Here is a 22,586-nt window from a genome sequence, read left to right as displayed (position 1 = left end):
ATTATGAAATCCCCACATTCTCAATTCGATCGTAGGAGTGCTCTCAAAGCACTAGGTCTTGGCTCCGCCGCAGGGGCTCTTGGAGCTTTTGGAAATCAGGCCCATGCAAACAGTCACGCATCGGAACCTCATCCCAAAGTGGGTGGTATGGATCCCGTTAAAATCACCAAGGTTCGGTCCATCCTAACCGCTCCCTATGGTATCAATTTGGTTATTGTGAAAGTGGAGACCGACCAGCCCGGACTTTATGGGTTAGGTTGCGCCACATTTACGCAACGAGCTCACACCGTGGTTGCTGCGATTGATGAGTACCTGGATCCCTTTTTTAAAGGCAAAAGGGTGAACACCATCGAGGACAATTGGCAGATGGCTTACCAGAGTTCCTATTGGAGAAATGGGCCCGTGCTGAACAATGCATTGAGTGGGGTCGACCAGGCGCTTTGGGATATCAAGGGCAAGATGGCCGGGATGCCGGTCTACGAATTGTTGGGAGGTAAATGCCGTTTTGCGGTCGACGCCTATGGTCATGCGTCCGGCGATACACCGGAGGCCGTGGTAGATCGCGTTCAGTGGTTTAAAGAAAAAGGCTACCGGAATATTCGCATCCAGTTGGGCGGATACGGATCAACCCATCTTTCCGATAATCCCCCTTATAAGAAGGCAGGCTTTGGAGATCCCGATGATAGAACTATAACGCCCCAGGTATATAAGAGAGGCACCATCGAGATCTTTAAGAAAGCCCGAGAGCGCTTTGGTGATGATGTGGAATTACTCCACGATATGCACGAGCGTCTTCAGCCCATGGAGGCCATCGACATGATCCGGAGGGTAGAAGAATATCGACCTTTCTTTATAGAGGACCCGGTATCTCCGGAAAACATTGGTTGGTTCGAACGGCTCCGTGAGCAATGCAACGTACCCATCGCGATGGGGGAATTATTTAACAGTCCCCACGAATGGCTCATCCCTATGACTGAGCGTTTGTACGATTACATCCGCATTCATATTTCTCAGATCGGTGGTATCACGCCTGCGATGAAAGTGGCTCGCCTCGGCGAGTGGTTCAACGTGCGCACAGCCTGGCATGGTCCCGGGGATACTTCGCCCGTGGGTCACGCGGCTAATTGCCATATCGACCTCGCAGTCTGGAATTTTGGGGTTCAGGAAATGGGCCTCTTTAAAGAAGCCGCCTACGAAGTATTCCCTGGCATGCCGACCATGAAGGAAGGTTTTATTTACGTGAACGAAGTTCCTGGGTTGGGCATCGATATCGATGAAAAACTGGCGGCCAAGTATCCGCCCATAGTCTATAACTACAATTGGACTCAACTACGGGGGATCGACGGCACTCCGACGCGGCCGTAACTGGAAGAAAACTGGGATCCCAAAAAAAAGTTCAGGTTTTTTTAGGGGTCATCGCTTCGCCATGCGTTTTGGTTAGTTAAGCCGGACTCAAGGGCGATGGATTCTACCATTGCTAGCTAATCTGGCCTACGATAACGTACCTACACTCAAACCCGCATGCCTCAGTTTAATAAAAAAGAAAACGATTGGTTTCTGGAGGAACTGTACCCCCATGAGGCGATCTTGAGGGCTTGGCTGGCGAGTCGATTCTCCACGATCCCCGACTTTGAGGATATAATCCAGGAGGCCTATATTCGCACGGTGAAGCGCTGGCGGACCCAAGACTTCTTTGGCGAGGGCAAACGGAAGAAGGTCTGGGACATCGATGTCTCCGGAGCGTTTCATAAGGGACCCGCGTTTGGCGACTATCATGAACTGCGGGACTTGGTCGCTCAGCGAGAGGACGATTTCGCCCGTGGCTTCGTCGAGCACTTGATCGGGTATGCACTGGGTCGGCCCTTTGGATTTACCGATGAAGATCTGGCCATCGAAATCGTCAGTTCTGCGAAGAAAGATGATTATGCAGTAAGCGCTTTCATCCATGCGCTGGTCCGGAGCGAAGCCTTTCAGAAAAAGTAGTACCCGAAGCTGAATCAGCATCCCTTTACTGAGCTAAAAAAATCTAAACATGAACCACCGCATCACCCGCAGATCGTTTGTCAAAACCACCGGAGTAGCCGTCGGCCTTGCGCCATTCGCGTCCTTGATGAGGGCCAATACAGGATACCCGGATGCGGGAGCCGATCTCAAGGGAGTAAATGACGTCAGGTCTGTACTTTTGACAAGAGGAGATCGTCAGCGAGTGACAATCAAAATTAAACTTCTCTAGAATCCCTTCATGGAAGGCAGAGTGTCGACGGATTGGGCGTTAGTCCCCTTTGGTTGTCCCGAATGGGTTCTAGCAAGCATCAATGAATGACGCTGCTTTGATCTCTCCTAGCGATTAGAGTTAAAAAAATTAACCTTTTTCGGGTTGAAGAATAGTTGGCGGTATTCAATATCTAGACTCTCAATCAGTAAACAGTCTCAAAAAAACAAATATTAGGAGGTAACATAATGCGTTCAATTACAGCTTTCTTCATTACCGTTTTACTCGCGTTCACCGCCATGCACGCCATGGCAAACAGTAATACAAATCCATCCGGCACTTGGAAGATCAGTCTTGTTGGTCCCAATGGGCAAACCTACTATCCTGAGGCCACTGTTAAGGAAAACGGCAGCAACCTGGGTGGATCTTATTATTCTCCGACCTATGACCAGACGCTCGAATTGCAAGACGTGCGACTGGAGTCCAATAATACGCTCCATTTCACGGTGAGCACTCAGGGCTTAACCGTTGCGTATGCGGGAAACGTCGAAGGTAACAAGTTGAGCGGTTCAGCTCGCCTTGACTACCAGGGGCAGCAGTATGACGCAGGCTTTACCGCAGTGCGCGAGGCACAAGGTGGCGGACTGACCGGTACCTGGAATTCGAAAACTGAACGGCAGGGACAAACCGGCACTGCCACTCTGATCCTGACGGCTGGAAGTGATGGAAAAATTTCCGGCACGATTGAAGCGCGGAGAGGCCCCAGTGAGATCAAAGACGGCAATTTGGATGACGGTGTGTTTACTTTCTCCACTGAAGGACAATATCAAGGCTATGATTATGTTGCTAATTACCGGGGGCTTGTTGAAGGAGATGAAATAAAAGGGGAACTGATTATCACCGCCGCGTCTGTTGGCCAAACTAGGAAGTTTTCCTGGACTGCCAAAAAAGCTGATTAACCCCAGTCCCAAAAGACGAGTAATTATACAGCCAAACCGACCGAGGCAGCGAAAGGGGTCAAACGCAATAACCGTCTAATCGACTTCTAATTTCTGGAGATTATGATAAAGCTATCGGTCATGATCACAAATAGACGGATTTGGCTTTTGCTGTTTTTGGCATGTGGAAACCTTGTTTCCGCTCAGGACACATCCATTCGGCCCTTTGCGATCCACGTCGAGGATGCTGTGCTAAAAGACCTCCAGGACCGATTGATTCGAACACGGTTTCCGGATCAGGTTGAAAACAGCGGTTGGGATTATGGAACGGACAAGTCCTACCTGAAAGAACTGGTTGAGTATTGGAAAGACGAATACGATTGGAGACAGCAGGAACGGCTACTCAACGAATTGGACCACTTTAAAACCAAGATCGATGGACTGGATATTCACTTTATCCACCAGCGTTCAAAACATGAGAACGCCTTGCCCTTGGTGATCACCCATGGGTGGCCGGGATCCGTGATGGAGTTTCAGGAGATTATCGGACCTTTAACCGATCCGGAAGCGCATGGAGGAAACGCCGAGGACGCCTTCCACGTGATCTGTCCTTCCATGCCTGGATTCGGATTTTCCGACAAGCCGAGTGTTCCGGGTTACAGCGTGCGTAAAATGGGAGAAACCGTGGGAACATTGATGGCTCGCTTAGGCTACCAGCGCTACGGTGCACAAGGCGGAGATTGGGGTGCCGGTGTTACTTCCTGGCTAGGTGAAAATTGTTCAGAGCAGGTGGTCGGCATTCATATTAATTTTGCCAGAAGCCGCCCACCCCAAGGCGTCGAGGATCCATTCGAAGGAGTCCCTGATTGGGAGATCAAGCGAATGAACGATCGTGAGGAAGCAATGAAAAACCATTGGGCCTACGCTGACATTCAGGGAACGCGGCCGCAAACGCTGGGCTACGGGCTCAATGATTCTCCGGTGGGATTGGCCGCGTGGATCACCGACAAGTGGTACGTGTGGAGCGACCATGACGGCCATATTGAAAATGCGTTTACCAAAGACCAACTCCTGACGAACATCATGATCTACTGGACCACCGGAACGATCAATTCCTCCACCCGCATTTACTACGAGACACGCCGGGACAATTGGAAGCGAGGCCGCGTCGAGGTACCGACCGCCGCTGCCATTTTTCCTCAAGAAATACGATTGCCCATTCGAAAATGGGTGGAGGCAGGTTACAATCTCCAGCAATGGACCGAGATGCCGCAAGGTGGCCACTTCGCCGCCGTCGAGGAACCGGAGTTATTAGTCGAGGACCTCAGGAAGTTTTTTAGAACACTACGGTAAATGAATCTACCGGGCGGGTAGAAGCCGATTGGGGCCAGACGCAGCTTACTTTCTGAACGATCGAACAGCCGAAGCGAACTAGGGACCTCTGATCTCTGCCCTACAAAAGCCCACCCCGCACCAGGGCCTGGTCGATTCTGGAACGTTCACCAGCGTCGAGAGGTTCATAGGGAGATCGCACAAAGCCATGCTTTTGACGGCCGAGCTTTTTGAGCGCATACATCATGCGAACATGGGCGTTCTGTCCCGGACGATAGAAAACCTGCGTTAAGGGAAATATCTGATCATTGATTTTTCTAGCTGCATTTAAGTCTGAACGGTGGACGGCTTCAGCAAGGGCCACGTGAAGATCAGCAGTAATACTTCCCATGCCGGATAAAATTCCGTCAGCACCGATAGCCAAATCGGCAAGTAACCACCTACTATGGGTGGACCAAACTGCAATATTGCGTTTCAGACCCCGCAATGCCCGAAGGTTGCTCTCAAAAGTCGAGGGGTCTCTGCTACCTTCTTTGACTCCGACTACGGGAAACGTTTTTGCCAAGCGAACGAGAACGTCCGTTTCATACCGGGTTTGATAAATGACTACCGGTAAATCACTCGCCGAGCAGGCCTCCTCGAATCGCATTTTAGCAGCGTCCCAGTTAAAACCTTGCTCATTGGAAGGAGGCATAATCGTCATCGCCTGGGCACCCTCCTTCTGAGCATCCTTAGCCAGAGGTGCAAGCTTGTGAATGGTGTCAGATTCCCTAACAGCTGCCAAAACGGGAACCCTGTTATCGACTGCCGCCAATGCTACACCTAGTAACTTTCGGCGTTCCTCCCGGGTCAATGTTTTGTCGAGCCCCGAACCTCCGTTTACCATAATCGCGGTTACACCCTCTACATCTGCCAGGGAGCTGATGTGTCGATTGAAGTCCTGATAGTCGATCTTACCGTCTTTATCAAACGAGGTAAGTGCAGCAGGGATTATAGCTTTGCGGGGAATGGATTGCCCACCTGATGAGTCTGCCCGTTGGTCTGATGGAGTTGAAGAAGCCTGGTCTGGTAATAACGCGAACATACCAGCTCCCATCGACGAAAGAATAAATTGTTTTCGGTTCATAAGTACCAATTGATTTTTCATTAGATACCTAAAACATTCCAGCTTCAACTACGATAGGTTTTTCAAGAATGACTGATAGAGAACAGTTAAAGGGGAGCAAAAGGGGACGGACCTAGTATTTAAGTAAACAACAAAGAGGAGCCTAGGGGGACCAAAAGGGTCGGCCCTTACTTCTGTTATTCTCACTTCGTTCGTTGAGGTGTCGGCATAAAAAGCCTCGGTACACTCTACGAGTTACGCAGCACACGTCCCACTGCGCTTGCCAGCTTCCTACGTCGCCTTTTGCAAGGCTTACCACTTCGCCCTATAAGCTACGAGGCACACGTCAACCGTCGCTCTCGAGCTTCCTACGTCGCCTATAACAAGGCTATGAAGGACGCGATGGTCGACATGATGAAGGGCATGAGGAGGGACACAGTAGTATTTTTGAGAGTATCGGGTTCATTAGTTTATCCAATAAGACGACTGATATGTTTCTTCGTTTGTTCTACCATGTAGCAAGGTAATGAGAGCAGCTGACAGTCTTTTTCGTATTCTGTTTCCAGCGTGAGTAAGCTCGGTAAATCGCTGTTGAAGCGAATAGCGACGGCTGGCTTTTTCTCCTTAATAAATTGATGGAGGGACTTGAGATGACCGGAACGGACCTTTTATCATCGAAACCTCACGGAAATTTGTTTTAGGGTCCTCGGCTTACAACGGAAGTACGTGATGATTTTGGGCTCCAGCAGATCTAGCTTGGCTTCGACGAACTCACGACATGGGAAAAAAGAGAGCATCATTCTCCAAGCTTACATCCAATCAGCATTCCTTTAACGAATATTATGAGAAAGTTGACGCTATTCATTTTAATCAACGCTCTGAGTTGTTTCGCGATAGAGCATCCAAACGTCATAATCCTCATTACCGACGATCAAGGCTACGGTGACCTTTCATGCCACGGGCATCCCATCCTTGAGACACCTGCCTTCGATGCGCTACACCGGGAGAGCGTTCGCTTGGATAATTTTCACGTCGCACCTGTCTGCACGCCGACTCGAAGCGAACTTATGACCGGTCTGTATGCGATCCGCAACAAAGCAAGCACGGTGCCATCCGCCCGCAATTGGATGAGACGCGACATCGTAACCATGCCAGAGATATTTCAGGCCAATGGATACGCGACAGGATTATTTGGTAAGTGGGGTCTTGGAGACGCCTATCCCAACCGGCCAATGGATCGCGGTTTCACGCATTCCATTTGGCACAAAGGCTGGGGATTGGCATCGGAAAATGAATACGACAACGATTATTACTATACCCGGTACTTAGACGGGACTGAGGTCAAGTATTCCGACCGTTTTTGCGCCAACCTTTGGTTTGATGAAGCGATGGAATGGATGGACCAGAAAATGGAAGCCAAACAACCTTTTTTCACCTACATCGCTCTGAATACACCTCACAGTCCTTTTCATCCACTTCAAGAGGATTATGAGAAATACAAAGGTAAGGTCGACGACGAGAGAATTGCCAAATTCTACGGGCTCATCGCCAACGCGGATGAGAATTTTGGAAGACTGGAGGATTGGCTCGAAGGAAGAGACGCAAAAGAAGACACGATTGTCATCTTTATGAATGACAATGGAACCGCCTTAGGCGCTGACATCTTCAACGCTGGTATGAGGGGCAGAAAAGGGTCTGGCTATGAAGGCGGCCATCGAGCGTTCTGTTTTCTTCGCTGGCCCAATGGCGACCTGGGTTCACCGAGAACGATAGGAACGGTTTCTCACATCGTTGATCTTGTTCCGACATTCGTCGATTTGTTGAATTTCAAATTGCCAGCTACTGCAGAGCCATTTGATGGATACTCTCTTGTGCCCGTCTTCAAAGACGCAGCTGCTTTAGAAGATAGAAAGGCAATTGTTCAATTCGGGGGCAGAACGAAGCCGGAGAAGTACTTCAGGAGTTCAGTGATGTGGAAAGACTGGCGTCTGCAAGGTGATTCAGAACTCTATAACCTGGATGCAGATCCTGGTCAGACGGTAAATGTCTTCGCCAAGCATCCTGACATCGTTCGCGAGCTGAAGGGACATTACGATGCCTATTGGGCTTCCATAGAAGAATCTATCGATGTGATAGAACCTATTATTGTCGGCAATCCGGCAGAGCCCATCACCAACCTTACCTGCAGCAATTGGTTCGATGTGGATTTCGATAACCGCGACAAAGTTGCCGGGGCAGACTCTATGGGTGGACCTTGGTATATTGAAGTAGAAAGAGGCGGCAATTATCGTGTGCAACTTAGTCGCTGGCCTTTTTACATGAATCGTCCTCTTTCGGCAATCGGTCCTGGAGAAACAATCGGGGGAATGCCCATCGATCCGGGTGTAGCCTTGCCCATCGCTTCAGGAACGCTTAGCTTGAATGGGGGAGACAGGATTGTGGCTATGCCTGAGGACGAAGGTACTCTGATCGAATTCACTATTGAGATACCTGCAGGCAAACACACGCTTCAAGCTTGGTTCCACGATGCCTCAGGTAAACCGCTTTCTGGAGCCTTTTACGCAACCTTGGCACTACTACCAAATTAGATTTCAAATGGGGAAGGATCTCCCGAGTCGCTTTACGAGCGATGAGGGACAGGCCTGGCGCTACCTTAAAAAATCGTTTTTGGATAACTTAGCGGTTCAAATTTGCTCGCAATATTGGCGACGTAATCTTCCATGGTATCATGAAACTCATTTCTCTCTTCTCGTTTATCGTCCTGTTACTTAATCTCATCTCTTTGACGTCTGTTCAGGCTCATGACACGCGTGTTTACGAATTGCGAACCTACTATGCGAATGAGGGCAAACTAGACGACTTGGTAGCTCGGTTCCGGGATCATACCACCGCATTGTTTGCGAAGCACGGCATAGAGAATGTCGGATACTGGGTTCCAAAAGACAATCCGGAGAACAAGTTGATCTACATTATCGCTTTCCCGAGTAGGCTGGATCAGGAGTCGATGTGGAAATCCTTTCAAGCCGATCCCGATTGGAAGGCGGCTGCCAAGGCATCGTCAGTAAACGGAAGGCTGATCAAAAAGATAGACGCTGTGTTTATGCAGACGACCGGATATTCAATGCCGATCAAGAAAATCCAGGCCTCTCCTGAGCGTCTATTCGAGCTTCGGACCTATATCTGCAACGAGGGCATGCGGCGTCATCTGGATGCTCGTTTTCAAGACCATACGATTGGTCTATTTGAGAAACATGGAATTGAGAATATCGCCTATTTCCATCCGATGCCTGATCAGGAGGGCGGAACAAGCACGTTAATCTATATTGTGGCTCACGAAAGTGAAGAAGGGCGCGAAGTGGCCTTCGCAGGTCAGCGGGCAGATGAAGACTGGAAGACGGCTGCCGCTGCGTCCGTAGAGCGTGCGGGTGGCAGAATGGTGATCGAAGGAGGAGTGACAGGCGAGTTGATCGTTCCGACTGACTTTTCCGCCATGAAGTGACGGGCGCTCTAGGTATTTTCGAAACGCTTCAAATAAAGCAATCTTCCCCCATTCCCCATCTCAGCGCTTCAATTTTGTGTGGACAGTTTAAGATCACAATTTGTGACCTTAAAATCTTTTAAGAACATGAGCTTGAGCGATAGCAGTACGAGACAGTAAACTAATGGTGTGGGATCTAAGAAGAAGTCCTCTCAGCTTTTGCAGACCTATCAACAACCTGAAATCTACACCGTTCGTGGACTACCTGTTGTAATAGATAGCGATCTCGCAAACGTCTATGGCGTTCGAACCGGAGCGTTCAATCAGGCGGTTAAAAGGAACATTCAAAGATTCCCGAAGGAGTTTGCGTTTCAACTTACCCATGAACAGTTTAGAAACTTGATATCACAATCTGTGACATCAAGTCGTCACGGTGGAAGGCGCACGCCACCATGGGTATTTACAGAGCATGGTGCTCTTATGGCCGCTACCATTTTAAATTCAAATGAGGCGGTTGCAATGAGTGTTTATGTGATCCGTACCTTTGTTGAGATGAGGGAGCAAATAACCGCCAACGCCGCGATTCTCAATAGATTGGCCGAGGTTGAAAAAACGTTGTTGGAGCATGACAATACTCTTTGGGACATATACCAGAAACTATTACCGTTGATTGCGCCTTCTACTGACGAACGTAATAAACGGATTGGGTTTCGGACTAAAGAACCTAAAGCGAAGTACAAACGCAAAGCGTCACAAAAGAAATAGATACTTTGAGAACTTACTTTAATACTCGTAACGTTCGCAGGAGCCTAACCTTCTCTAGCCTTGCTCCTTTCACTCGCCTCGAATCAAATAGGATACATTGCATTTTCAATCAGAGATAACCACCCGAACCAGATTTCTCCATGTGTGACGAACTTACCAATAAGGATGTAGAACAATACCTTCGATGCCGCCGGTGTGACTGCGGAAATCGAAGTCTACGAGGGCACACTGCACGGCTGGTGTCCGCCAGATCCTGCGGCCTTCCACGAGGCACAGGCCGAAGATGACATGGGGATTGTCAGGCGGGGAAAGATTGCCAGGCCCGAGCCTCAAGGCTTTGCAGTCGCCGATTCGGCTCGGCCGACGCCTTTGATTGTCCCCGATTTATTGATTTGATAGCTATGATCTTAGTGGACTGAATCCGATCCATAAAGTTATCCCTATGAAGTATCTTCTAATTCTCAGTCTTTTCCTGGGTTCGATCGTGGTAGCCGATGATCGACCGAATATTATTCTCATACTCATCGACGACCAGGATTGGTCCAGTATCGGGGCCTTCGGTGGTGACACTTATACTCCTCACCTGGATAGAATGGCGACAGAAGGGATGAAGTTCACCCAGGCCTATGTAAGTAGTGGAGTATGCACACCCTCTCGTTACAGTTTTGCCACCGGACGTTACGCAGGGAATTCCTACAGTAAGCATTATGAAGAAGCTGTTGGTGGTCCTGATCAGCAAGGTCATCCCAGCTTCAACCTGGCGATTGAGCCCGATGGCATGAATGTCGGGAAGGTGTTAAGCGATGCAGGTTATCAAACCGGTTGGGTGGGCAAGTACCACATCGAGTCGGAGGAGGATTTTCCGGAATTCTATCAAGGAAAGGATGGGTTTCGAAAGTTCCCGAAACGAGGATTGGAAGATAACGCGGAAACAACGGCGATATTTGCTCACAATGAACAAATCATGCGCCGCTATATCCGGAGTTTGGGATTTTCATGGGTAAAGCATACTTATCGCGGCAACATGGGTTCGCCTTACAATCATCACAATCCAGAGTGGACCACGGAAGCGGCTTTGGAATTTATCGAAGAGAACCAAGGCCGTCCGTTCTATTTACATTATTGCACAACACTCCTGCATGGAGGCGAAGGGTCATGGCGCAAGTCGATGGACTTTCCTACTTCCTCGGGCGAGGGAAGCTTATCTTCACTACCCCAAGTAATGACGCCCCGGAAGGAATTGTTGGCGCAAGTAGAGGCAGCCGGGTTTGATCCCAATAGTAAGACCGCCGGAGAGGCGTGGATAGACGATGCCATTGGTGCTGTATTCAAAAAGCTGAAACAGCTCGGCATCGATGATAATACGCTGGTCCTGTTTGCTCCCGATCATGGACGACGTGGTAAAGGATCCGTTTACGCCGCTGATGGACTTAACGTTCCAATGATTGCTCGCTGGCCTGCAAAAACTCCTGCCAACGCGGTAAGCCATGAAATGGTTCAGAATGTGGATTGGGTACCGACCGTTTTCGATGCGGCCGGAGTTCGTGCCCCGGATGCCTATCGTATGGATGGAAACAGTTTCCTTCCGATTTTGCGTGGGGAAGAAAACGCAAAAGGCCGTGATCATGTATATCTGGAAATGGGCTATGCACGAGGCGTAGCGACCAAGCGCTGGAAATACGCAGCCGTGCGCTATACCGAGGAGCAGATCAAAGTGATCAAGCAATCCAGTTTAGAAAATCTACCAAGAGCCTTATCCTATATTGGTCGCCTGGGTATTGGTGTGCGTGGTGCGGATCGTCCAGGGTTTTGGGATGGCGACCAGCTTTACGATCTGAAGGCCGATCCGGAGGAACTTAATAATCTGGCTGAAGATCTTCGCTATCGTTCCCAGCTAAATACCATGCGTAGGCTGTTAAAAGCGGACCTTGTGAAAATGGGTCGGCCCTTCGGAGAATTTGTTCCCGGAGGGAACGCCCGGCCGGGTGGAATGGTGGATGAGCAAATTGCGCTTGTGAAAACCTTAAAGATACAGGGCAAAACAGTGACCCTTCCAGAAGCAGCCAAGTTGCCCCACGAGAAAACCGATAGCAGAGCCTCTCGAAAGGCCGAACGCGAACGGCGGAAAGCAGCCCGTTCTGCTAATTGAGTTATTCAACTCTCATGCGATCCTTGCGTAGTCCTGCTCCCTTGGACGGTCTCGGAACCAGCTCAGGGTTTGGGGTGGGCGAGTAGCCATTCAATGACTCTGACCGGGAATTCGCTTATATTTTGTCCGGCTGTGATACTTGGGCTGTGACCTCCGTTATTGATCGTCCAAAGCTCCACCGCACCTCCTGGAGGATAGTCCGTAAATTTCGTAACCGTGGTGTCGAGCCCCCCTAGGTTAAAATCCAGATCCAGGCTTGCTGTCGCATCACTTATCAAATTTTCGCAGCCGTTGTAGGTTCCCCAGGTTTGGATGGTTTGCAGTGCGCCAGGGTAGGGGGATCGCCCCGTGCTTCCACCATTGTAACGAATCACGAAGTCGGCGGTGCCATGGATCTGGAGAATGTTAACGGGTTCGGATGGCGTGCAATCATCCGCATTTCTAAAGGTGGCCCCTGCGAGGCTGGCAATACCTGCAACGAGGTTGGGGTACTCACAGGCCATGCGGTAGGACATAAATCCACCGTTTGAATGCCCTGCAAAATAAATGCGATTGGGATCCACCGACAGCGTATTCATCGCCTCGACAACGAATGAATGGAGGAAGGCGACGTCGTCGGCCTCTGAGTTAACAAAGTTGCAGCAGGCATCGGTAGCATCCCAGAAATTATTCCCGCCCGGCCCCCTGATTCCATCGGGCGAGGCGTAAATGAGGTCATAGTTCGCTGCCTGGGCGTGAATCTTCATGTAGCCATTGATGTAATTCGGAAACTCCGAATAGCCATGTAGCATTACGATCATGGGCAGTAAGGATTCCCCATCATAACCGGGAGGCAATGTGATCGGAACCGATCGGGGCTGTGGATTCCGAAGCCGGTAAAATGCATGATCTTCACTCGCGGGATTGATTTTACTTGGACTGGATTCGCTAACTGATTCCCAGGAATCCTCTGTCAGATCATCGGACATTTCCAGCACGCCTTCCCCTTCCCAGGACAAGGTCAAGTCGCCATTCTCGGATGCCAAGGTCATGCTGGGATCGAAGGGCGGATCGATATCGATGATTGCGGATAGGCCAGCCCGGTTACTCGTGGTAGACCCTGTGGGATCGGTAGCTACCACATCGTACCAACCGACGTCTTCCTTCTGAATATTCGTTAGCTGCAGTTGTCCATCCGTTTCGCCTTCCAGGTTGATTCCATTCTTGCGCCATTGAAAGCTAATGGGATTGGAGTCGTCGGCCGTCACCGAAAAAGTAACAGATGATCCTTCAGGTATTCGCTGTGAAATCGGTTGGGTACTGATACTAGGTTGGGCATAGAGCAGTGGCGCCCAAACCAGGAGGATCAGGAAATGGAGGCTCTTCCGCGAGGGACTTAATAATTTCGGACAATGGTTACCCATATTAGATGTATTCAAGATACAGACTGTTTACTCCCAAATTCCAAGGCTCTTTGTTCGGTTGATTGGGTGCCCCATTTGCCTGATCTCATCTGCAGGCTGTGCGCGGCGGAAACTGGAAACTCGTCTTCCCGCGTACCAGCGAAACACCAGGTGTCGGGTGGCTCAACTACCATATCGATCCCGTTACGGATATACGGTTCTTCTATTTCGGAATGGACCTTTAAAACCACACTTGCCGCATTCCAGAGAAAGCTAGAACTTAGTCCTATGCGATTCGCTGTATTGATTCTCCTAACGTTTCTGTTTTGTTCACCTCTCAGGTTGTTGGCTGAAAGCAAGCCGAACATCCTCTTCTTCTTCGCCGATGACTGGGGGAGGTATGCGAGCATTTATGCCGATCCCGATAAGCCCTCCATGAACGATGTGATCGAGACACCCCATATCGATCGTATTGGCCGTGAAGGCTTGGTGTTTGAAAATGCCTTTGTCCCGGTCGCGTCCTGTAATCCTTGCCGGTCTTCCTTGGCGACGGGCCGTTATTTCTGGAATTGTGGTTCAGGCGCCTTCCTGAATGCGGGCGGCAGTAGCTGGACGGCAGACAACAATCCATTCTCCAGACTGCCTAAATTTGTGGATGGCCTGACCGATTCTGGCTACCACACAGCGCGCTCCGGAAAGACCTTTGCTTTCACTCCGACCAAGACGTCTGGCAAACAACGATCTCTGCCGGTCCACCAGGACAAGTTTCCCAGATACGGATTGTATGTGGGGGAGGCCACCGATGAAGCCGAAAGGCAGAAACGCCATGACTATGTGATTGAGCGCACCCGCCATGAAATAAAGAAAGCACTCCTGGGCACACCCGAAGGGAAACCCTTCTTCTTTGTGTTCGGTCCGATCAATGTGCACCGTCCCTATGTTGCCGATTCAGGAGAGAACCTGTGGGGCATCAACCCGGATGATCTGAAAGGGCTCATTCCTAAATTTCTGCCCGATGTGGATGACATTCGGCGCGACTTTGCCGACTATCTGGGAGAAGTCCTGGCCTTGGACCTGATGCTCGGTGTAATGCTGGAAGAATTGGAGGCATCGGGTGAACTGGATAACACTTTGATCATACTCTCAGGCGATCATGGCATCCCTGGAGTTCCGCGCGGTAAAACCGAGTGTTACGATCTGGGGATCCAGGCACCCTTACTCATGCGATGGCCGGGGCATATAAGGCCGGGCCGCACGGTAGAGGACTTTGTCAGCCTGATGGACCTGGGGCCAACCCTGCTTGAGCTGGCAGGAGCAGACATTCCCGAAAGTATGACGGGCCGCAGTTTTTTCGAACAAATCAAGAGCCAGGAAAGTGGCTGGGTGGATCCCACCCGAGACCACGTCATTATAGGTCGGGAGCGCCATTACCACAGTGCACGAGACGGTAATCTACCATACCCCATGCGAGCCTTGCGCAATAAAGACTACCTCTATATCAAAAACTTTAAGCCTAACCGCTGGCCACTGGGAGATCCCTTTAGCTGGAATACCGATCAGAAGCCCTCCTACGACGAGCTGCATACGCAGACGGCCGTTACTACGACCGATCTGGATGCCAGCCTGACCAAAGCCTACCTGTTCACCTATCCGGATGATCACTTCGAACTCGCCTTCGGTAAACGGCCAGCTGAAGAACTCTACGATATAAAAAACGACCCCGACCAACTGAACAACCTCGCTGAGGATCCTTCAAAAGCTAACGTATTGAAAAAACTGAGACAGCGAGTGGATGCAGTGATGCTCGCCACCAACGATCCCCGGTTGACGGACAGCTTTGATTACCTCCCGTACTCCGACCCAAGCAAACCTCGCGTCAGAGTGCGTCGTTAACGCCCAAAACCAACAAACATGCCTATAAGACCTCACCTTGCCGTTGCCAATTGGAAGATGGCCATGACCCTGGACCAGTGTCGTGCTTTCGCCCAGGAATTTGAAGAAGAAATGGGAGACCTGATTGGTAAGATGCAGGTAATTCTTTGTGCTCCGGCTACTGCCATGTCGACCTTGGCTGAAGCGCTCCAGGATCTTCCGATGGTTGATCCTGGAGCTCAGAACTCCTCAGCCTTTCCCGATCCGGAACACAGCGGTGAAATTTCTGCTGAACTTCTAGCCGACGCCGGATGCGTTTGGTGTATGGTAGGTCACTGGGAAATGAAGGTGCGGATGAACAAGTCGGACGAGGAGTTAAACCGCGAGCTGCATGCCGTATTCAAGAGCGGCATGCGTCCGATCATCCTGGTGGGCGAATCGGAGACCGATAAGGGCACTCCAGCTAACGACCTGGTCGATCGTATGGAAACCATGCTTGCCGGAGTCACCGCCGAACAGATTGCCACCGCCATGATGGTATACGAACCGGAGTGGGCTATCGGCGCTGACGAACCGGCTCCTCCTGAATACATCGCTGAGCGTGCAACCTTTATGCGGAATTGGATGATCGAGCGATTCGGAGAAGAAGCGATTCAACCTATCCCCATGATCTATGGCGGAGCGGTCTTCCCCGACAATGCGGCCTGGTTGCTATCGACCCCCGATATCGATGGTTTAGGCGCTGGACGAAAAAGTCGTGACGCTAAGGAGTTCGCCAGTATTGCAAAAATTGTGGGTAAGGCTTTTGATCTGATTTGAGGCCTTTGTGTGTTTAGACGGCCGTCTTTCCCTATTCTTTTCCAAGTCGCCAAGCATCTATGAAACTTTTTTGCATTATCCTTTAGAGGAATCCCGCCTCTCATTCGTCTTACTATTAGAAGGTAGTTCCTTCATGTTGTTCTAGTTTGTAGAGTGAAAATCAAAAGCCCTCAACTGTAGGGGTACAGGGAGGGCTTTTGCTTCTTTTAACATGATGACTTTAAATTCCAGTTCCCATGACAAAAGTGAGATTGTTAAGCGCTCCAGTCTATATCAGGAATTTCTGGCAGAGAGAGAAGAGGTATTAAGACACAAGTGGTTGGAATCTGAGCGCATGGGTGAAGACATCGGCTTTGAAGCTGCACTGCTTGATTGGGTTCGCAACCACCGGATAAGTTGGCGTAACGCTCGAAATCTCAATCCATCAGGCTCCCGGAAGACGTTCGGGGGAGAGGAATAGAAAGGTGACTATTATCCAAAGACATCCGCCTTCACTCGTTTCGGCGAGACACGGTAGGTAACACTTCTATAGTTTTCATTTAATAACCTTTTCCCTTCACATTTGACCATCTTTCCTGCGAGGATAACAACGATTAACCATAACCCTACATTCCCACTCATTGAAATCGGTGACATACATAACAGGGCTTTTAATCCTTCTCGTTGGCATTTTTTCGGCCCAATCAGTGCAAGCGGCCAGTGCAGAGCGACCCAGTGTGCTATTTCTAAATATCGACGATTGGAACGACTGGAATAGCGTACTCGATGGCCACCCGCAAGCGATCACGCCGAACCTCGAAGGCTTTGAATCTCGCAGCATTACCTTCACTCGGGCCATTTGTTCCTCGCCCGTTTGCTTTCCCTCCCGGACTTCAATCTTCTCGGGTCTGCATCCCGTGCGAATGGGAGCGAAGTCCAATTGGAATTGGGGTAGACCTTGGCGAAGCTATGTCCCCGATGCAATCACCCTGCCCAAATTCTTAAGCGCAGGCGGATGGAAGAGTGTTGGGATCGGAAAGAATTTTCACAACGGCGACCAAGCCGAGTTCGACGAGTACACACGCCGCAGCAAAGAGCCAAAGCCAATCCCGGAAACCTACCGTAACCTCAATCCATCCGGCAGATGGGGCGTGGCATCCGTTCCCACTCATGAGATGCCCGACTACCTATCGGTTAGCCAAGAGATCGAGGCTCTTGAATCGAATCGCGTCGGGCTCTTCCTCGCCCTTGGAATCTATCGTCCCCACGTGCCTTGGGTCGTGCCTCAGGAATACTTCGATCGCCATCCGCTCGAAAGCCTGCTTATGCCCGAACGCCAGGAGGATGATTTGGCCGATCTGCCAGAACGTTTCACAACCATGGCTCGCGCCCCCGCCAAGTTCGGTCCCGGATATCACGAGATGCTCGTGGCCAAGGGCTATGACCGGGAAAAGGTCCGGGCCTACCTCGCCTGCGTCAGTTTTGTTGACGAACAGGTTGGCCGCATTCTCTAAGCCTGGTATGCAAGCCCTCACGCTGAGAGCGGCTATGTCATCCTTTGGAGCGACCATGGCTATCAGCTGAGCGAAAAAGAAGGCTGGTCGAAAATGAAGCCTTGGTACGACTCCGCGCGAGTAAACCTTATGATCGCTGGTCCGGGTCTTGCCGAAGGGGCATTTTGCAACAAGGCCGTATCCTTGTTGGACCTCTATCCCACCTTGGTCGACCTTTTGAATCTCCCCGCACCACCGCAGTCGCTCGACGGCAACAGTCTGGTTCCCTTGCTCCAAAATCCCCAGGCCGATTGGGACAAGCCCGTCCTCATGTCGAGCGAAGAGGAGGGGATCCGCTACGACGTGGTTTTGAGCAATGACTATCGCATGACTCGTTTCGCGACCGGAGAGACCGAACTCTACCATCTCGACAGCGACCCACACGAATTCACCAACTTAGCCGACAAACCTGAATACGAAGGCGTCATCGCAAAACTGGGCGAACACCTTAGCCTTAGACAGTCTGAACCCAACGCCGAGGGCTGGTTGGAAGCGGAGAACCTACCTCATCAAACCTCGTCCGACTTCGGGCAGCGCGGCAACTTTCACTACCCGCTGGACCACTCCGAAGCATCCCAGGGGAAAGCCGTATGCGCCGACCTGAACAAGGGTGCCGGTAGCTATATTGATTTTGTATTGGATATTCAAAAGCCCGGAGCTTACGAGCTGGCGGCGACCCTCTCAGTGGGTGGGACGACGTCTGTGCTGGTTGACACTGTGGAGAACGCCGCCGCTCAGGCGGACACCGGATATCCAATGAAAACAGTCGGCACGGTTGAGCCCGCCAGCGGTGGCCTCAAAGACGTTTCGGTCGGGGTGGTTAGGTTTGATCAACCAGGACTCAAGCTCATCCGCCTTATGTCCAGGGTCCCGAAACAACAATTGCAGATCGATCGATTTAAGCTAAGCATGCATCAGTAATCTTAATTTTTATACCCTATGGATCGTCGTCAGTTTATTAAACGCCAGATAGCAGGCACTGCCATTTTAGCAGCCTCCGGCCTGGTGCATAAAGCAAGTGCTCAGAATCTGCCTTCTGTGGATCCGAAAAGCCCGGATGTTCTGGATGTGGATGTGTTGGTCGTGGGTGGTGGCTCTGCCGGTCATGTGGCCGCTATTCAAGCGGGCCGTCTGGGAGCGAAAACCGTGTTGCTGGAGCGCAACTCGCAACTGGGTGGAACCACCACTACGGGTGGGGTTAATTTTCCCGGTCTTTTTCATGCCTGGGGAAAGCAATACATTGCTGGAATCGGTTGGGAGCTGGTTGCGAAATCGGTGGAGATCGATGGGAAAGAACTTCCGAATTTTTCCAAAGTACCAAAAAGTCATCCACAGCACCAAGTTCGCATTAACGCACACCTGTATGCCTTGCTCGCGGAGGAGGCCTGTTTGGAAGCCGGAGTTTCGCTGGCTTACTATCAATTCCCTCAAAAGATCGAGAAAACCGAAGGTGGCTGGCTGGTTGATGTAGTGGGGCAAGGGGTACAGTACCAATTGCGCTGTCGCCAAATCATTGACTGCACGGGTAGTGCTTCGGTTGTCGACATGCTGGGCCTTGAGCGAATGTGGAGCGATGTTCGCCAGCCAGGAACGCAAATGGTTGTCTTCAAGGGCTTTGACCATGAGGTCATTAAAGAGAACGCGGCTCTCATCCAGAAAATGTATGATGAGGCTATCGAAGACGGCAGGCTTCAGAAAGGGGATACCTGGAGAGGCAATGCGATGGCGCCGATCAGGGGAGGGAGTGGCAGCAACCACATCTTCGGCGCCGACTCCTCCACCGCCGCCACACAAACCCAAACCAATTTGGCCGGTCGTAAGCACGTCCTGCGCATGCTCAAGTTCATGAAGACTATACCCGGGGGCGAAAACGCAACCATCGATAGGATGATGAACGAAACCGCCAGCCGTGAAACCTACCGCATTGTAGGAGAGAAGACGGTGACGGTGAACGATTACACCTCGGGCAGAGTTTTTGATGACGCCCTGAGTTATTCCTTCTACCCGATCGATTTACACGACGAGCATGGGGTGAAACCTAAGCCGCTTTCTCACGGTACGGTGCCGACTATTCCGAGAGGGGCCCTCATTCCGAAGGGCTCGAAAAATATTATGGTGGCCGGGCGCTGCCTATCGAGTGATCGATTGGCCAACTCGGCGGCACGTGTCCAGGCCTCCTGTATGGGGATGGGGCAGGCGGCAGCCGTCGCGGCAGTTTTGGCAGCGAGCAAGAAAACCTCACCTGCAAACGTGGCTCTTGCGGATATCCGTCAGAATTTAAAAGCTCATAACGCGGTGGTACCGCTCGTCTAAGAAGAGGTCGTTCTCCGCAATCGTTTGAACACGAAGCATAAAATCGTAATCCTGCTGGCGGCGATGACCTTTGTGGTCACATCCGTATCCGGCTTGCTGGCCTTTTTTCAGCCGTTTTCGATTTTGGTGGTCGGGCTGCATGCGCTTATGGGATTCGTTCTGATTGGTCTGGTGGTTGGCCATGTGAAACAAAACTTCAGAGGCATGCGGAGAAGCTTTAAAGCTCGGTATGTCATCCCTTCTCTGCTCATTACGGTTTTGTTGGTTACGCTTTTTTTGAGACGCCCTAAACCGATCCAGATGATTCAGGGCTTAAGTCAGAATGTGGGAGCCGCCCTCGATCGTTTTGAAATGAGAGACGATGGGATGCTCTATAACTACACACCCGCTCCCAACTACAAGCTCCAGCTGGATGTCAGGGCCGGCGACGGTTATGATGGCGAGGCTCCCCCCAGCATAGCCATCTGGCTCGAAAACCAATCGTCTTATCACATAAAGACGCTCCATAGCAGTGAATCGATCGAAGAGCTTCCTTACTGGGGGTGGAAAGTAGAAGAGTATGAAGACGCGAAACTGGAATGGGAGGAAGCCAAAGAATTGGGAGAAGATGAATTCCATGCCATGGCACGTGCGACACCCAACAGTTCCTTTGATCCTGCCGATTACATTTTACCCGAGAGAAATACGGAACCGTTCTACCTGGTCATTGAAGTTAATGAAGCTGAAGACGGCAATGAGTTCCATGCCGATCAACCCTCAGTGATCTACAAAGTGGAGATCGACAACCAGTTTCCCAAGTCCTTTCAGGTACTCGATATCGTAGGCTATTCCAAATACGATCCCGATGAAGAAGCCTGGTATGCCTACTATCCTGACGGAACCCTGACCAGTTCCCTGAAGCTGATCGATAGCGCGCTTCTAACGATTGAGCGCTGAGTGTATTAATTCGTGTTTTCATCGCTTCAACTTTCAGGGGTTAAGATGCGATTCCCCTCATTCGTTTCACTATTTTCTATTCAGTTCACGGGCGATGGTTGATTTCATATTGCCTACAACCGAGAATCGAAGTTTATATTTAAGAGGTCTATGAGAACTGAACACTTCTAAATAGATCGAGGAAGGTAAATGAGGATTTGTATCTTTGTTTAGCTCTATCAGTCATTAATAAGCCCTAGATATACCCCATGAAAAATAAGCACATGAATCGGCGAACTTTTATAGCTGCGGCTGCGGCCTCAGCACCGGCCTTTACCTTTAGCACTTCTGCCTGGTCTCAGGTCCTTGGAGCCAATGAGCGCGTGCGCTTTGCCTCGATTGGTTGTGGGGGTCGAGGAAGGGTCGTAAGCTACAATATGATTCAATAGGGGGGTGAGTTGGTCGCCCTCTGTGATCTAAATCCAGCCAAGATTGATGAAGTAGCGGCGTTCCTGGCTCCGTATTATAAGAAGAAACCCAAGGCCATGAGTAGGATGAGTCAGGTGTTTGATGACGCCAGTATCGATGCGGTCATTATTGCCACGCCGGATCACTGGCATGGCCCGGCCGCGATTTTGGCTATGCAGGCCGGGAAAGATGTCTATGTAGAGAAACCTCACGCGCACAATATTTGGGAAAGCCAGCAAATGGCCAAAGTTGCAAAAATGACGAATCGTATCCTTCAGGTGGGTACGCGAAATCGTAGTGCTCCCTATAATCATGCCGCACTCGATTACATTAGAGGAGGAAAGCTGGGGGACATACGGCTTGTGAAAGTGTACAACCTGAAACCGAGAGGTCCGTTTACCCTGGGTGATGCAGGCGATCAACCACGAGACTTTGACTGGAACGAATGGCATGGACCGGCGGAGTTCCGTGATTGGCATCGCAATATCTATAAAGGTGGATGGCATCATTTCTGGAATTACTCAGGGGGTGATTTGGCAGATGATGGAGCGCATCAAAGGCTTTGTGATTGCCATTTCGGATGCCGATCAAACCCCGGAGATGGTGGCTGGATTGGCTCCCGGGTTACCATCAAAGAATCAGTTTGCCCGACGCTTAGCTGAGCAGGGTTATGAGGTCGTTGTGCCTGCTTTGATCAGTCGCGATGATACCTGGTCGGGGAACGAATCGCTCAACTACTTCACCAACCAACCTCATCGAGAGTGGATTTACCGCCAGGCCTTTGAGATGGGACGTCATCTAATGGGTTACGAGCTGCAAAAAATCCTTGGATTAGTGGATTGGTATTCGGCAGGATCCGTTGGGAGCGATCTCAATATTGGTGTCTTCGGTTATGGAGAAGGAGGCATGCTGGCCTTGTATAGTGGTGCTTTGGATACGCGCATTGATTCCACCCTGGTCGGTGGCTACTTCGGGAAACGAGAAGGCCTTTGGCAGGAACCGATTTATCGAAATGTCATGGGTTTGCTCAAGGAGTTTGGCGACGCCGAGTTGGCGGCCATGATGGCTCCAAGACCTTTTATGGTCGAACGAGGCCACTATGATCAGGTGGCGCCGGATGAGTGGGTTGCTTACGAATACGCCAAGGTTCGTCGCCTTTACGCTGAACTAGGTATTCCTGAGCGTACGGACATCGAATTCTTTAACGGTCCGCATACCATTAATGGGGAGGGCACCTTTCGTTTTCTCCACGAGCACTTAGATTGGACGGAGCCTAAATTCTGAGAAGCTGTATTAAAAGTGGAAA

General features: G+C 50.6%; 20 protein-coding genes and 1 pseudogene. 19 read left to right on the top strand and 2 right to left on the bottom strand.

Annotated elements, in window-relative coordinates:
• Window positions 1-3: 3 nt before the first annotated feature.
• The 5 genes from GA003_14685 (at window position 4) to GA003_14665 (ending at window position 4,503) form a co-directional block, all read left to right on the top strand.
• Window positions 4-1,365 carry a twin-arginine translocation signal domain-containing protein gene (locus GA003_14685; protein ID QXD27255.1) on the top strand — a complete coding sequence of 454 codons (1,362 nt, stop codon included), beginning with the start codon at window positions 4-6 and terminating at the stop codon, window positions 1,363-1,365.
• 156 nt (window positions 1,366-1,521) lie between these two features.
• Window positions 1,522-1,983 carry a DUF1585 domain-containing protein gene (locus GA003_14680; GenBank protein QXD27254.1) on the top strand — a complete coding sequence of 154 codons (462 nt, stop codon included), beginning with the start codon at window positions 1,522-1,524 and terminating at the stop codon, window positions 1,981-1,983.
• 49 nt (window positions 1,984-2,032) lie between these two features.
• Entirely contained in the window at window positions 2,033-2,233 is a 201-nt protein-coding gene (locus GA003_14675) for a twin-arginine translocation signal domain-containing protein (protein QXD27253.1), read from the top strand.
• 227 nt (window positions 2,234-2,460) lie between these two features.
• Window positions 2,461-3,171 carry a hypothetical protein gene (locus GA003_14670; protein ID QXD27252.1) on the top strand — a complete coding sequence of 237 codons (711 nt, stop codon included), beginning with the start codon at window positions 2,461-2,463 and terminating at the stop codon, window positions 3,169-3,171.
• Window positions 3,172-3,291: 120 nt separating this feature from the next.
• Window positions 3,292-4,503, top strand: coding sequence for an epoxide hydrolase (locus GA003_14665; GenBank protein ID QXD30450.1), 1,212 nt, complete (start codon window positions 3,292-3,294; stop codon window positions 4,501-4,503).
• A 100-nt stretch (window positions 4,504-4,603) separates the two neighbouring features.
• Here the strand turns inward: GA003_14665 and GA003_14660 are convergent, their stop codons facing one another.
• A complete protein-coding gene (locus GA003_14660) occupies window positions 4,604-5,608 on the bottom strand; it encodes a dihydrodipicolinate synthase family protein (GenBank protein QXD27251.1) in 1,005 nt (334 codons plus the stop codon).
• A gap of 821 nt (window positions 5,609-6,429) precedes the next feature.
• Between GA003_14660 and GA003_14655 the strand changes: the two genes are divergently transcribed.
• The 5 genes from GA003_14655 to GA003_14635 all read left to right on the top strand — a co-directional run bounded on the left by GA003_14655 (window position 6,430) and on the right by GA003_14635 (window position 11,979).
• Window positions 6,430-8,175, top strand: coding sequence for an arylsulfatase (locus tag GA003_14655; GenBank protein QXD27250.1), 1,746 nt, complete (start codon window positions 6,430-6,432; stop codon window positions 8,173-8,175).
• Window positions 8,176-8,315: 140 nt separating this feature from the next.
• A complete protein-coding gene (locus GA003_14650) occupies window positions 8,316-9,086 on the top strand; it encodes an NIPSNAP family protein (protein ID QXD27249.1) in 771 nt (256 codons plus the stop codon).
• 198 nt (window positions 9,087-9,284) lie between these two features.
• Entirely contained in the window at window positions 9,285-9,830 is a 546-nt protein-coding gene (locus GA003_14645) for an ORF6N domain-containing protein (GenBank protein ID QXD30449.1), read from the top strand.
• A 195-nt stretch (window positions 9,831-10,025) separates the two neighbouring features.
• Window positions 10,026-10,226 (top strand): hypothetical protein, encoded by a 201-nt coding sequence (locus GA003_14640; protein ID QXD27248.1) that lies wholly within the window; start codon window positions 10,026-10,028, stop codon window positions 10,224-10,226.
• 46 nt (window positions 10,227-10,272) lie between these two features.
• Window positions 10,273-11,979 (top strand): sulfatase-like hydrolase/transferase, encoded by a 1,707-nt coding sequence (locus GA003_14635; GenBank protein ID QXD27247.1) that lies wholly within the window; start codon window positions 10,273-10,275, stop codon window positions 11,977-11,979.
• Window positions 11,980-12,041: 62 nt separating this feature from the next.
• Here GA003_14635 and GA003_14630 read toward each other — a convergent pair whose 3' ends face one another.
• A complete protein-coding gene (locus GA003_14630) occupies window positions 12,042-13,397 on the bottom strand; it encodes an immunoglobulin domain-containing protein (protein QXD27246.1) in 1,356 nt (451 codons plus the stop codon).
• Between the two features lie 252 nt (window positions 13,398-13,649).
• Between GA003_14630 and GA003_14625 the strand changes: the two genes are divergently transcribed.
• The 9 genes and pseudogenes from GA003_14625 (at window position 13,650) to GA003_14585 (ending at window position 22,564) form a co-directional block, all read left to right on the top strand.
• The gene (locus GA003_14625; GenBank protein QXD27245.1) at window positions 13,650-15,254 is read left to right on the top strand and encodes a sulfatase; all 1,605 of its coding nucleotides are present in this window, start codon (window positions 13,650-13,652) and stop codon (window positions 15,252-15,254) included.
• Between the two features lie 18 nt (window positions 15,255-15,272).
• Window positions 15,273-16,052, top strand: a complete 780-nt coding sequence (locus GA003_14620) for a triose-phosphate isomerase (GenBank protein ID QXD27244.1) — start codon at window positions 15,273-15,275, stop codon at window positions 16,050-16,052.
• Window positions 16,053-16,263: 211 nt separating this feature from the next.
• Window positions 16,264-16,512 carry a DUF4032 domain-containing protein gene (locus GA003_14615; protein QXD27243.1) on the top strand — a complete coding sequence of 83 codons (249 nt, stop codon included), beginning with the start codon at window positions 16,264-16,266 and terminating at the stop codon, window positions 16,510-16,512.
• 193 nt (window positions 16,513-16,705) lie between these two features.
• Window positions 16,706-18,505: pseudogene (locus GA003_14610) on the top strand (sulfatase).
• An 18-nt stretch (window positions 18,506-18,523) separates the two neighbouring features.
• Window positions 18,524-19,897, top strand: a complete 1,374-nt coding sequence (locus tag GA003_14605; GenBank protein ID QXD27242.1) for an FAD-dependent oxidoreductase — start codon at window positions 18,524-18,526, stop codon at window positions 19,895-19,897.
• A gap of 24 nt (window positions 19,898-19,921) precedes the next feature.
• Window positions 19,922-20,833, top strand: a complete 912-nt coding sequence (locus GA003_14600; GenBank protein ID QXD27241.1) for a hypothetical protein — start codon at window positions 19,922-19,924, stop codon at window positions 20,831-20,833.
• Between the two features lie 263 nt (window positions 20,834-21,096).
• Window positions 21,097-21,261, top strand: coding sequence for a hypothetical protein (locus tag GA003_14595; GenBank protein QXD27240.1), 165 nt, complete (start codon window positions 21,097-21,099; stop codon window positions 21,259-21,261).
• Window positions 21,262-21,270: 9 nt separating this feature from the next.
• Window positions 21,271-21,942, top strand: coding sequence for a Gfo/Idh/MocA family oxidoreductase (locus tag GA003_14590; protein ID QXD27239.1), 672 nt, complete (start codon window positions 21,271-21,273; stop codon window positions 21,940-21,942).
• Entirely contained in the window at window positions 21,845-22,564 is a 720-nt protein-coding gene (locus tag GA003_14585) for a dienelactone hydrolase family protein (GenBank protein ID QXD27238.1), read from the top strand. Before GA003_14590 ends, GA003_14585 begins: the two co-directional genes overlap by 98 nt.
• Window positions 22,565-22,586: the final 22 nt, after the last annotated feature.

Source organism: Opitutia bacterium ISCC 52 (assembly GCA_014529675.2).
Lineage (GTDB): Bacteria > Verrucomicrobiota > Verrucomicrobiia > Opitutales > UBA2995 > UBA2995.
Note: the sequence above shows the minus strand (reverse complement) of the source record. Positions and strands in the feature narration are given on the sequence as shown.

Excerpts from the sequence above, each read along its gene's own strand:
- GA003_14685 (QXD27255.1), top strand. The coding sequence starts at position 4 with ATGAAATCCCCACATTCTCAATTCGATCGTAGGAGTGCTCTCAAAGCA.
- GA003_14620 (QXD27244.1), top strand. The coding sequence starts at position 15,273 with ATGCCTATAAGACCTCACCTTGCCGTTGCCAATTGGAAGATGGCCATG.
- GA003_14605 (QXD27242.1), top strand. The coding sequence starts at position 18,524 with ATGGATCGTCGTCAGTTTATTAAACGCCAGATAGCAGGCACTGCCATT.
- GA003_14635 (QXD27247.1), top strand. The coding sequence starts at position 10,273 with ATGAAGTATCTTCTAATTCTCAGTCTTTTCCTGGGTTCGATCGTGGTA.
- GA003_14625 (QXD27245.1), top strand. The coding sequence starts at position 13,650 with ATGCGATTCGCTGTATTGATTCTCCTAACGTTTCTGTTTTGTTCACCT.
- GA003_14595 (QXD27240.1), top strand. The coding sequence starts at position 21,097 with ATGAATCGGCGAACTTTTATAGCTGCGGCTGCGGCCTCAGCACCGGCC.
- GA003_14650 (QXD27249.1), top strand. The coding sequence starts at position 8,316 with ATGAAACTCATTTCTCTCTTCTCGTTTATCGTCCTGTTACTTAATCTC.
- GA003_14670 (QXD27252.1), top strand. The coding sequence starts at position 2,461 with ATGCGTTCAATTACAGCTTTCTTCATTACCGTTTTACTCGCGTTCACC.
- GA003_14660 (QXD27251.1), bottom strand. The coding sequence starts at position 5,608 with ATGAACCGAAAACAATTTATTCTTTCGTCGATGGGAGCTGGTATGTTC.
- GA003_14675 (QXD27253.1), top strand. The coding sequence starts at position 2,033 with ATGAACCACCGCATCACCCGCAGATCGTTTGTCAAAACCACCGGAGTA.
- GA003_14615 (QXD27243.1), top strand. The coding sequence starts at position 16,264 with ATGATGACTTTAAATTCCAGTTCCCATGACAAAAGTGAGATTGTTAAG.
- GA003_14665 (QXD30450.1), top strand. The coding sequence starts at position 3,292 with ATGATCACAAATAGACGGATTTGGCTTTTGCTGTTTTTGGCATGTGGA.
- GA003_14680 (QXD27254.1), top strand. The coding sequence starts at position 1,522 with ATGCCTCAGTTTAATAAAAAAGAAAACGATTGGTTTCTGGAGGAACTG.
- GA003_14655 (QXD27250.1), top strand. The coding sequence starts at position 6,430 with ATGAGAAAGTTGACGCTATTCATTTTAATCAACGCTCTGAGTTGTTTC.